At 63.7% G+C, this 10,783-nt stretch carries 11 protein-coding genes and 1 pseudogene; 4 read left to right on the forward strand and 8 right to left on the reverse strand.

Translation table 11 applies throughout. The features are described from left to right. Positions 1-104: 104 nt before the first annotated feature. From DL544_RS22000 to DL544_RS13045, 8 genes and pseudogenes are all read right to left on the reverse strand, one after another. Positions 105-581: pseudogene (locus tag DL544_RS22000) on the reverse strand (lytic transglycosylase domain-containing protein); the annotation flags it as partial. 3 nt (positions 582-584) lie between these two features. Continuing rightward, complete coding sequence (virB11, locus tag DL544_RS13015) at positions 585-1,628, reverse strand: P-type DNA transfer ATPase VirB11 (protein WP_049415061.1); 1,044 nt, start codon at positions 1,626-1,628, stop codon at positions 585-587. 14 nt (positions 1,629-1,642) lie between these two features. Further along, positions 1,643-2,914, reverse strand: coding sequence for a TrbI/VirB10 family protein (locus DL544_RS13020; protein WP_139727299.1), 1,272 nt, complete (start codon positions 2,912-2,914; stop codon positions 1,643-1,645). After that, the gene (locus DL544_RS13025) at positions 2,911-3,690 is read right to left on the reverse strand and encodes a TrbG/VirB9 family P-type conjugative transfer protein (protein ID WP_014037652.1); all 780 of its coding nucleotides are present in this window, start codon (positions 3,688-3,690) and stop codon (positions 2,911-2,913) included. Before DL544_RS13025 ends, DL544_RS13020 begins: the two co-directional genes overlap by 4 nt. After that, positions 3,687-4,727 carry a VirB8 family type IV secretion system protein gene (locus tag DL544_RS13030; protein WP_139727302.1) on the reverse strand — a complete coding sequence of 347 codons (1,041 nt, stop codon included), beginning with the start codon at positions 4,725-4,727 and terminating at the stop codon, positions 3,687-3,689. The genes DL544_RS13025 and DL544_RS13030 overlap by 4 nt, the downstream gene beginning before the upstream one ends. Before the next feature lie 89 nt (positions 4,728-4,816). Further along, positions 4,817-5,263, reverse strand: coding sequence for a hypothetical protein (locus DL544_RS13035; RefSeq protein WP_032954281.1), 447 nt, complete (start codon positions 5,261-5,263; stop codon positions 4,817-4,819). Positions 5,264-5,687: 424 nt separating this feature from the next. After that, positions 5,688-7,367 carry a type IV secretory system conjugative DNA transfer family protein gene (locus DL544_RS13040; RefSeq protein ID WP_061480696.1) on the reverse strand — a complete coding sequence of 560 codons (1,680 nt, stop codon included), beginning with the start codon at positions 7,365-7,367 and terminating at the stop codon, positions 5,688-5,690. Positions 7,368-7,402: 35 nt separating this feature from the next. Beyond that, positions 7,403-7,660 (reverse strand): hypothetical protein, encoded by a 258-nt coding sequence (locus DL544_RS13045; RefSeq protein WP_005417248.1) that lies wholly within the window; start codon positions 7,658-7,660, stop codon positions 7,403-7,405. Positions 7,661-7,790: 130 nt separating this feature from the next. Between DL544_RS13045 and DL544_RS13050 the strand changes: the two genes are divergently transcribed. The 4 genes from DL544_RS13050 to DL544_RS13065 all read left to right on the forward strand — a co-directional run bounded on the left by DL544_RS13050 (position 7,791) and on the right by DL544_RS13065 (position 10,331). Next, positions 7,791-8,210 (forward strand): HD domain-containing protein, encoded by a 420-nt coding sequence (locus tag DL544_RS13050; protein WP_005417250.1) that lies wholly within the window; start codon positions 7,791-7,793, stop codon positions 8,208-8,210. 126 nt (positions 8,211-8,336) lie between these two features. Further along, on the forward strand, positions 8,337-9,548 hold the full coding sequence (locus tag DL544_RS13055) for an MFS transporter (protein ID WP_005417252.1): 1,212 nt from the start codon (positions 8,337-8,339) through the stop codon (positions 9,546-9,548). A gap of 143 nt (positions 9,549-9,691) precedes the next feature. Then, the gene (locus DL544_RS13060; protein ID WP_005417254.1) at positions 9,692-9,961 is read left to right on the forward strand and encodes a hypothetical protein; all 270 of its coding nucleotides are present in this window, start codon (positions 9,692-9,694) and stop codon (positions 9,959-9,961) included. Between the two features lie 124 nt (positions 9,962-10,085). Beyond that, positions 10,086-10,331: a hypothetical protein gene (locus DL544_RS13065; RefSeq protein WP_005417256.1), complete on the forward strand. Its 246-nt coding sequence runs from the start codon at positions 10,086-10,088 to the stop codon at positions 10,329-10,331. Positions 10,332-10,783: the final 452 nt, after the last annotated feature.

Consider the following 10,783-nt stretch of genomic DNA (forward strand, 5'->3'; position numbering starts at 1 on the left):
GGCACGTACACCGGGCCGTTGGATTGAGCAACGATGCGCGCCTGCGCCGGAGAGGCCAGCTGCGGATGATGTTCGACCTTCACGCTGCGGCGCTCGCCGCGGCTCACCACGTCGATCGGCGCAACACCATTGCTGGCAACCTGCTGGCCGCGGCGGATCGAGTCGTAGATCTTCTGCACGTAGCCGTGACGGAAGCCGGTCTCGAAGTTGCCCGAGTAGTAACAGCTGAACGACTTGCCCCAGTCACCACCGGAGCGCTTGTAGCACTCGGCGAGAATGCGCGAACCGGCCTGCAGGTTCGGGCACTGCTGGAAGGCCTTCTCGTACGAATCCAGCCCGTATTTGCCCAGGTTGTAGCGATTGACCTGGGCCAGCCCGATCGAGAAGTTGTAGCCCTTCTCTTCCAGCATGCGCACCGTCGCCAGCGCTTCATCCAACGCCTTGGGCTGGCGCACCAGTGCACCGCCGACCACGCCGATGGCGTAGGGATTGCGCGACGATTCGACGTTGATGACGTGCTGCATCACATCCATCGACACGGCCATCTCCGGGCACGCCATCATTTCCAGTCCTGGCAGCATCCCTCAGCCCTCCTGCCCCTGGGCACGCCCAGGATTGAAGTCGATGCCGGTGATGTAGCGCGAGCCAGCATGCGCCTTGATATGCACAACGATGTCGATGGTCATCATCAACAGCCGCTTGATCACGTTGAACTCCAGGCCCGAACCTTCGGCTGAAGCCTTAACCATCAGTGCAAGCTGGTCCCAGGTCTGCTCCGGGCTGCCCGCATGGCAGCTGGTGATCGAACCCGGATGGCCGGACGCGCAGTTGCGGATGAAGTAGAACGCTTCGTCACCGCGCAGCTCGGCCAGGATGATACGCTCGGGCTTCATGCGCAGGCAGGCTTCCATGCAGCTCTTGGCCGTGACATTGCTGGTGCTCTGCCCGCCCTTGGAATACAACAGGTGCACCACGTTGGGCTGGGTCAGGAACAGCTCGCGTGCGTCCTCGATGGTGACCAGGCGCTCGTTGTCCGGGATATGGTTGACCAGCGCCTTCATGAAGGTGGTCTTGCCGCTGCCGGTCGCACCGGATACCACGATGTTCTTGCGGTACATCACCGCACGCCGGAAGAACTCGGCGTACTCTCGCGAATGACGCAGCTCCAGCAGCTCGCGATCCTGCTCGCTGATGCTGCCATCGCTTTCCAGGATCTGATTGAAGAAGCCGTCTTCGTGATACTGGCTGAGCGACTTGGTGTGCTTGGACGGCAGACGGATGGTGATCGACACCTTGCCTGCATCACATGCAGGCGGAATCACGAACTGCGCACGCTGGCCAGTGGGGAACGTGAGCGACACGACCGGATCGGCATCGGTGATGCGCTGGCCGGTGTTGCTCTCGTTCACCACCGCCGTGCAGAACTGCCGGGCCCGCTCGAAGGTCAGGCTCGGCACGTCCACCCGCTGCCACCCGGCCCGCGTTTCCAGGTACAGCTCACCGGGACGGTTGATGCAGATTTCCGTCACTTCCGGAGAGGTCATGTACTCGGCGATGCCCAGCACTTCGTACTGATAGCGCAGGAAATCGCTGGAGACGAGGGCGAGGGGTGACACTTCGGCGTCCATGATCGTTCGTTGGGTTACCGGCGGGGATGCAGCACGTTGGTGAAGTCGACGTCCTTGGCGACGTAGACGTTCACGATCGTGCCCTGGTTGATGGTGACGGTTGGCGGACGACGGTTGCTGCTGAGTGCCTCGTTGGCCAGGCGCTCCATCGTGCGTGCGGTAGCACTCTCGTAGGGCGACTGCACCGTCATGCCATTGTTGGCGATGGTCGTGGTCTCCGGACCGTGCTCGGCGGCCGCATACTTGAAGGCGTCGGAAATCAGGCTGATCATCAGCGCCGATGCGATACGGCTACCCCAGTGCGCGCTGTACTGGCCCGGATGACCGGCGCCACCCAGCTGATCCACGCCCGGGCTGGACATCGCAACGTCGATGCCATTCGGTGTGGTGATGCGATCCCAGATCACTTCCACGCGCTTGCCCATCGGACCGCCGCCGTAGGCGCCATAGATCTTGGAGCCCTTCGGCAGCAGCAGGTTGCGACCGTTGATCGAGTACACCGGCTCGGTCAGCAGGCACGAGGTGTAGCCGGCGAGGTCGGTGATGATGCGGGTTTCCAGCACGCAACGCAGGTAGGTGCCACGCACCAGCAGCGCATCGGGGCTTTGGATGTAGGTGGCGCTGGAGACATCCTCGACGTCCGGGCCGCGGCGAACCTTTGCGGGAGCGGTGTTGCCGTTCTGCGCCTGCAGCGTGGCGAGCATGGCCTGTTCGTAGGATGAAGGAGGACCCCCAGCCTGACCCTGCCCTTCACCCATGCCACCCACGCCACCGCCAGACCCGGCAATGCGGCGATCAAGCAGCGAGGGGCCACGCTCGATCTCGCGCTCCTGACGCGTGCCCATCATCGCTGGCGAAATGGCATTGCTCTCCTGCGGCGGCAGCGGTGGCAGCATCGGAATCGGGTCAGCGGGCTGCATCGCCTGCGACGGAACCGGACCCGTCTGCACGGCGTCCGGCAGCGTCGGCGTAGACACGCGCGCAACTTCCGGCACCTTCTGCACGGCATTCTTGTCATCCTGCCCCTTCCGGAACAGCAGGAAGCCCATGGCCACAAGCAGCAGCACGATACCGCCGAGGAACAGCAGCGCCTTGCGGTTCAACCGCTGCTCTTCGGCCGAGCGCAGCTGCGGCGCGGCCGCATCCAGATCCGGCGCGGGCTCGGCCTGGGTCGTGCCGAAGTAGGGATTCGACGGCGCGTCCGCGGCACCCTGTGCGCCGTACGGGCTCTGGCTCTCGTCGCGTCCGTTGTTCGGGTCGTTTCCGGGAGTGTTCTGCTGGCTCATTTCTTCACGTTCCTTCGCAGGCCGACGACGAAGTCGCCGTGGCGGATGACCAGGTACGGGTGCGTCCCGTGCACGATCAGCGTATTGCCTTCAACCGTGGTGTTGACCACGAAGTCTTCACCGTATTCCGTTTCACGACCGAACACCGCCGGGAAGATGCCGGTCTTGTACTCCGGCGAATTCGGCAGTTTCAGGTAGGTGAAACGACCATCGTCGTAGGCGTTGACCGGGATCAGCCACCCCATCTTCTTCGCCTTGCTGGTCGAATAGGAGTAGTTGAAGTTGTACTGCCGGTCCTTGGCCAGTTCCGAGCTCAACAACGGCTTGGCCTCTTCTTCGACCGCTTCCTGGGCGACACCGAACACGGTGTCGTTGGGATAGACGAAGGCGATCTTGTACTGCACGCCTGCACGGCGTGCCTGCTCCAGCTGGCGCCAGTCGGTGGCTACTACCTTCAGTTCGAAGATGTAGGAATGGGTCTCGGTGCGCACCATCATGTTGGTGTCGACGTCGACGTTCTTCGGCTTGAGGTAGAACACGTTCTCGCGGCGGGTCAGTTCCCAGCCGCTGCTGAAGCCGGTGCTGTAGTCGAGGATCTTCTCGTTAGGGCTCAACTCGATCTGGGTGGTCAGGCCCAGGCCGGTGCGAACCGGATAGATGCGGTCCTTCTCGTACTCGTAGTGGTCAACCGCCTGCGCCATCGCCGCTGCTGAGAACAGCAACGACAACATCGACAGCAGCGCCAGCGCGCTTCCCCTGATATTTCGACTACTCATCGGTTGCTTGCTCCATCAGCAGTTCCGGTGGAATTGTTCTGCGCCGGCCTCATGGCCGGATGTCCGGGCATGGCCTGCCCCGGCATTGCTTGCCCCTGCACCGGCTGACCCGGCATGGGTTGACCCTGTACGGGCTGGCCCGGCACCTGGCCATTGGCTGGCACCGCGACCGGCTGGCCGGTGGCCGGGTCGATCATGGTGGCCGCGGCCGGATTGTTGGGATCGTAGGCGCCCTGCCCCTGCTGCGCCGCCTGAGCGGCCTGTTGCGCCTGCGCCTGCATGGCGCCGTCATCCGGCACCGGCACACCACGCGAGTAGTCGTTGTCGACGCGGTACTCGGTGACCTGGAACGCCAGCGGGTTGAGGATGCGATCCTGCTCGGACAACGCCAGGTTCTGGTTGTACTCGAAGCGCATCGTCACCAGCTGGTTGTCCAGGTAGGTAGAGACGCCGGTGCGCTTGTCCAGCAGGCTGCGCTGGATGCGCACCGAAGCGCCGCGGAAGCTGCCGTTCGGCTCGGCCCCCAGTGGCGTGATGCTGAGGATCTTGACCCGGATGGCGCGTTCGCGGCCATACATCACGAACGGGTTCTGCGGATTGTTGCCGGCATAGCGGACACGCATGGACTGCGCCACCGGATCGGTGGACATCACGAACACCAGTTCCCAGTCACGCAGCCCCATCACCGCCGAGTCGTACGATTCGCGCGCGAGCACGTACTGGGCGACGTTGCTGCGATTGATCGCTTCGTTGGTGGTGATCGTCTCGCCCTGGAAGGTGCCACTCAGGCGCGCGACGGTCGCGGTACCCGTGTAGGCATCGGCCATCACCAGGAACGGCACCTTCTCCTTCAGCGGCAGCATGTAGTAGTAGCCGCCCGCCAGGGCGAGCGACATCAACAACGAGCCCGTGGCGACCCACCACGCGCGCCGCTCGCTGCGGCGCGCCATGTCGGCCACGGTGATCTCGTAGCTGACCGCCTTGGCGACCGACTGCTCGACCTTGGGACTATTGCCGGGATCCTTCTTGCGGAACATGGATTCTTCCGTACTGCTGAAACATCAATGGGCGTGGCACCCCTGCGACAGGCGCGGGGAGCGGCACGTTCGATGATTTCGAGGTGGACTCAGGTGCCGCTGTTGGAATCAGCGCCCTGCGCCGACGCGGTCGGCGTCGAGCCAGCGCTCTGCACAACGATCTGGTTGCCAACGATGGAGACGGAGATGCCCTGCGCCGCATAGGCTGCGGTCAGATCGATCACGGCCTGCTGTGCGTTGGTGGTGTCGATGTTCGAGACCGCGCCATACAGGGTGAAATCCGAGCTGAGGCGGTAGTCCAGCGTGCGCCCGGAATCCTTGGCCCAACGCTCGAGCATGGCTTTGAGCGTGCCATCCATCGGCGAGGCCTGGTAGACGTAGCTGGAGTACAGCGGAATTTCGGTCGTCGTCGCAGCAAAGCGGTTGACCGGCTTCCAGCGGCCTCCGAAATCCGGAGCGGACTTGGTGGCGCAACCGGCCACCATCAGCGCCGCCACTGCGGCGATGGACATTTTCGCGATAAACGCCTGATTCATACGGGCTTCACTTTGACGTACGAAAAAGCAGTCCCGAGCATTGGTCCCCTGGTCGTCCGGCGCTGCATCGCGCACGCCGGAATCGGAGGGACACGCTGTGTGCAGCGCACCCACTCCGGCTCCCCTGCAGCCCAAAGGCTGCCAACCAGGTCGCGGGGCCATCGGCGCAGCCGACAACACATCCGCATACCTCACCAACGTCGAAACCATCCTTGTTTCCATGGCACAAACTCCTGGCCACCCTGCTGCTACATCTTCGACATCCAGCACACACTTCTGGACGACATGCACAGGGTCGCACAACCACGCGTCAATTCCATGTCAGACAAGTCTGAAAATCCATGAACAAATGCCAAATTCTTGACCGAAATCACGAATTCACATTCTTAACTTCGAATCAAATTCACAAATTAAGCGTCGTGAATTAGACGTTCAGCATCGGAACGTCCACCTTCGGCAGCAGCCTCGAAGTGAAGTAGCGGTCCTTGTAGTAGCGGATCTTGTCGCACTTCACCGGATGCGGTATGCCCTCATACAGGAACACCTCCATGTCCGGCCCCATTGCCTTCAGCTCCTGCGGCAGCATCAGCGCGCGCCGTTCCTCGGTGAAGTTGTGGGTCTTCTCGCGGGCATGGGTGACGTTCTTCTTGCGCACCGTGGTGTAGCCCAGCATGTCCGAATAGTCATTGGCATCCTGTTGCTCACGCGGCGCGTACAGGATCTGCAGGGCATGGTTGGTGATGATGGTGCGTGACACTTCCCGGCCGTAGGTGGCGTCGAGCTGGGACATGCTCTGGATGATCGGCAGCAGGCGGATGTTGTAGCCAGCCATGTACGACACCGCCGAGGCGATGATCTCCACTTTGCCGATCGAGGTGAATTCGTCCATCAGCAGCAGGCACTGATACTTCAGGTCCGGGTTGGACTTGGGCAGTTCCTTGGTGTTGAGGTTGATCAGCTGGCTGAAGAACAGGTTGATGATCAGCCGGCTCTCGGCCAGCTTGTTCGGCTGGATGCCGATATAGATGGTCATCTTCTTCTTGCGGACATCGGTCAGCAGGAAGTCGTTGCAGCTGGTGGCCTTGTCCAGCACCGGATTGATCCAGGGATTGAGCGGTTCCTTGAAGGTGCCCAGGATCGAGGCGAAGGTCTCATCGGCCTGCGACAGCATGTTGGCGAACGCCGAACGGGCGTTGGCGCTGAGGAACGGCCGCTCCGACAGGGTCTTGAGGTACTTCTTCAGGTCGGTGCCGTCGCCGGAGGACAGCCGGTACACCGCACCGAGCGTGGGCGTGCCGGCGCCGCCCGGGAAACCGCTGCTGCGCTCGTCGTCCCAGTTCTCGAACAGGTACAGGGTGAAGGCCATGAACGCGTTGCGCGCCTGGCTGACCCAGAATTTCTGGTCCTCGGCCCCGTCCGGATACAGCATCGCGGCGATGCTCATCAGGTCCGAGACGCGGAAGGCCGGATCATCGGAGACGTAGCTGAGCGGGTTCCAGCGGTGCGTGCGCCGATCTTCGGCGAAGGGATTGAACAGGTAGATCTCCTGGCCCTGGCTGGCGCGCCAACCGCTGGTCAGGTCGAAGTTCTCCTGCTTGATGTCCAGCACGACCAGTGATTCGCCGTACTCCAGCAGGTTCGGGATGACCACGCCCACGCCCTTGCCCGAGCGGGTCGGCGCGGCCAGGATCACGAACTGCTGGCCATCCAGGCGCACCAGCTTGCCGCCATGGCTGCCGACCACGATGCTCTGGCCGGTCTTCTTGAACATGCCGTGCTTGGCCAGGTCGGCGCCGGTGGCGAAGCGCGCGTCGCCGTGCAGCGAGCGCTTGTCCTTCTTCAGCAGCAGCACCAGGCCGGCCACCAGCAGCACCAGCAGGGGCAGGCCGAAGCCCACGTAGCCAGCCCATTTGATCTTGCCCACGAAGGGCGCGACCTGCGGTTGGCCGATGGCGTGGACGTACTGGTAGTAGGTGTTCCAGGTGAACAGCTGGGTGTCCAGCCCCAGGAACAGCAGGGTCAGATAGCCGGAAAACACGAAACCGAGCAGCAGGGTCGCCAGCGTGATGATGGCGATGAGCAGATACTTCTTACTGGGCAACACCCGAATCCTCCATGATGCGCACGCGGCGCGACGGCCTAGCGGTGGCGCCAGCGCGACGCCTTCTTCCGCAGGTGGTTCTCGTTTTCCAGCCCGGGCTCCTCGCCCTCTTCACGCACCAGTTGCAGCAAGCGTTGGCGCGCTTCGGCCAGTGATATCAGGTCGGTCAGACGATCCCCATCGTCGGCGACGACCGCATGGCCGACCACATCGCCGGGAGCGTACACCGGCTCGTAGGACACCGCTACCAGCTGATAGCGCCCACGGGTTTCCAGCACATGCCTGAATTCCTGCATCTCACTCCTCCTTGTCGGGGCAACACTGCGTCCCCTGCCTCGCCATCATGCCCGTGGCAGCGTCATGGGCGCATCCACAACCGCTGCGGCTCTTGCGCGAAACTGTGCGCGGATATCCAAGGAGACTGCAATGGACTGGGTAGCACTTGCCCGTACGCTGGCCACCGAGGCCCACGCGGGGCAGTTCGACAAGGCCGGCCAGCCTTATATCGGCCATGTGGCGCGGGTGGCGGCCGCCGTGCGCGGCGACGATGACGCCGAAGTGGTGGCCTGGCTGCATGACGTGGCCGAGGACTGCCCGGCGTTTGCCGCGCGGATCGAGGTATTTCCGGCGCCGCTGCGCGAGGCGGTGCAACTGCTCAACCGCGATGCAGCTCCTGACGCGGACAGCTACTACGCGCGCATTGCCGCCCACCCGCTTGCATTGAAAGTGAAGCGCGCCGATCTGGATGACAACGCCGATCCACAGCGGCTGGCGATGCTGGACGGGACCACGGCAGGGCGCCTTCGCGACAAATACGCTCATGCCCGGGCGGCGCTGGGCATCTGAGCCCGCCGCGAGGCGGCGCGGAGGGCCGGCGTGTCACCGATCAAACGCTGATTTACCCTGAGTGCTGCTGCTCCTGTTGCAGTGCAGCAGTACAATGGACGGCTCCCCGCCCCATCGCGCCTCCGCATGAGCCCCAACTCTTCCCTGGCTGCGCGTCTGACGCCCCGCCAGCGCACCCTGATCATCCTCGCCCTGTCGCTGGGTGGATTTGCCATCGGCACCAGCGAATTCGCCAGCATGGGGCTGATGCTGGAGATCAGCCGCGGCCTGTCGATTTCCGAAACCCAGGTCGGGCACCTGATCAGCGCCTACGCCATCGGCGTGGTGGTCGGTGCCCCGATCCTCGCCTTCGTGGGTGCCAGCTTCCCGCGCCGCAAGCTGCTGTTGGCGCTGATGGGCTTCTACGCGATCGGCAACCTGGCCAGCGCGCTGGCACCGAATTACGGCACGATGCTGGTGGCACGCTTCGTCGCCGGCCTGCCGCATGGCGCCTACTTCGGCGTTGCGATGCTGGTGGCCGCTGCGATCAGCCCTGCCGGCCAGCGCGGCCAGGCGATGTCGCGGGTGCTGCTGGGCCTGTCGATCGCGATCCTGGTCGGCAATCCGTTGACCACCTGGCTGGGCCAGCAGTTGAGCTGGCGCACCGCCTTTGCCCTGGTCAGCGTGCTGGCCATTGCCACGGTGGCGATGATCGCGCGCTTCCTGCTGCCGGACCCGGACGAAGTGCGTACCTCGCCGATGCGCGAACTGCGCGCCTTCAACACTCCCCAGGTGTGGCTGGCGCTGGCGATCGGTGCGGTCGGCTTCGCCGGCATGTTCTGCGTGTTCACCTACCTCGCACCCACCCTCGTGCAGGTCACCGGCGTTGCCGAATCGTGGATGCCGCTGGCAGTAGGCGTGTTCGGCATCGGCGCGATCATCGGCAACATCGCCGGTGGCTGGCTGGTGGACAAGTTCCATTTCAAGGCCGCCGCCGTGGTGCTGCTGTGGTCGATCGTGATGCTGCTGCTGTATCCGCTGGCCGCACAGTCGGTGTGGACCATCGGCCCGATGATCATCACGGTCGGCACCATGGGTGCGCTGGCGGCGGTGCTGCAGACGCGCCTGATGGACGTGGCCGGCGAAGCGCAGACGCTGGCGGCGGCCTCCAATCACGCCGCCTTCAATACCGCCAACGCACTCGGCCCGTGGCTGGGCGGCATGGCGATCAGCGCCGGCTTCAGCCCGGCCAGTACCGGCTATGTCGGTGCAGCCACCGCGATCGGCGGCCTGCTGCTGTGGTGCGTGGCGGTGATGCTGGACAGGAAGCGCAAGACCGTCGCCGCCGGCAACCACTGAAGAACGGACGACCGCATCCACAGGTCAACCGTTCGACTGAGCCGGCTTCGTCGCGCTCCTGACGCGCGATGAACACATTTCGTGGATGTGCATTTGGGCACAGTGCAGCCGACGCCGTTTTCTCGGCCTGCACCGGACCCGCAATGCACCACCCTCGCGCCCCTGCCCGCCACGATGCCATCGCCTTGCAGGCCGGCATGCTGGGCAGCGTGTTGGGGGTGGCGTTGTCCAAGGCCATCGCCTTGTCCGCGTTGGCAGCCGATTCGATGATGGGGATCGGGCTGTGGGTGGTGGCCTGCGCACTGCTGGCTGCCTGGGCGCTCGCAGCCTATCTGGCCTGCCTGGCGCTGAGCCGTCGTGTGTTCGTGCTGATGGTGGCGCTGTGCATGGTGCTGATGATCTGCATCGCCTGACCCAGCAGGGGCCGGACTATCGCGCATTTGTTACAGAATAACAAGTGCAATGGGTCCGATTGTGCATGCCCGGCGTCACGGATTTGAATTCCATGACCATCCTGGCATTACCCGAGGCCACCCCATGAACCTGCAGCCTTCATTCCGCGCCACCCTCACTGCCATCGCTCTGGCGTCGCTCAGCGCCTGCGCCACCTACGACGACAGCGCCATGCATCCGACCTGCCAAGAGTCACCCCATCTGAAGGATCTGCCACGCGAGGTCGCTGCCCGCGAGAGCCGTTGCAACAAGGGTGTGGAAGTGTGGTCGAGCGAGCGCGGCGGCAGTGACAAGCCGCTGGACCTGAGCGGAAAGAAAAAGGATCTCTGAAATGGAGCGCTGCCGGTTGCCGCAGCTGGCTTGATCATGTCCATGCACCTGGCTGACTGGCCCATCACAACCGGCGCGCGACGATGAGGTCTCCCCACCCTGTCGAGATTCAGATGCCGGACACTGCCCACCCTGTCATTCGCGCGTTCGAGGCCGTGTTCGATCTGTCAGGGGCGTGCAGCGCATCACCGCGCTCACGGTCACCTGCCGGCATTGCACATCGACCAGTTCGGCCAGTGAGGACAATCTGGTGCACTTGCCAGGTGGAGCATTGTTCCGCTGCGACGGGTGCGGCTGCCATCAGCCGGTCAGCCATGCCCGGCTGTCGGACTGGCAACCGGCGTCGTTGCTGGGTATCTGAGGACCGCGACGTGATAATGACTGCGGAACAGCGGAAAATACTCCAAGCGATCGCCGCTGCAGAACCGGTGCGCGGTGATGCCGCAACCTGG

The sequence above is a fragment of the Stenotrophomonas sp. pho genome (assembly GCF_006228405.1).
Taxonomy (GTDB): Bacteria; Pseudomonadota; Gammaproteobacteria; order Xanthomonadales; family Xanthomonadaceae; genus Stenotrophomonas; species Stenotrophomonas sepilia.